Raw genomic sequence first — 267 nt, 5'->3', positions numbered from 1 at the left:
TGCGCCCTTTCTAACTTAACCTAAAAGGTTATTCTCTTAACTTCATAAGAGAGAAAACTAAAATGGCGATGACTCGATGTTTACTTTGCTTCTTCATTACGATTATCTAGTTTTCAAAGAACGAATGAGTTGAAAGTTATTTTGCTTTCACAAAAAACTTTGGTGGAGTCTAGGGGGATCGAACCCCTGACCTCCTGCGTGCAAAGCAGGCGCTCTCCCAGCTGAGCTAAGACCCCATTATGAAAGTGAAAGTATGGTGGGCCTAAA

At 41.2% G+C, this 267-nt stretch carries 1 tRNA gene; it reads right to left on the bottom strand.

From position 1 onward, the window contains the following. Positions 1–160: 160 nt before the first annotated feature. Positions 161–236, bottom strand: a tRNA-Ala gene (locus M3610_RS27740). Between the last annotated feature and the right edge of the window lie 31 nt (positions 237–267).

This window comes from Neobacillus sp. MER 74 (assembly GCF_023714155.1).
Note: the sequence above shows the minus strand (reverse complement) of the source record. Positions and strands in the feature narration are given on the sequence as shown.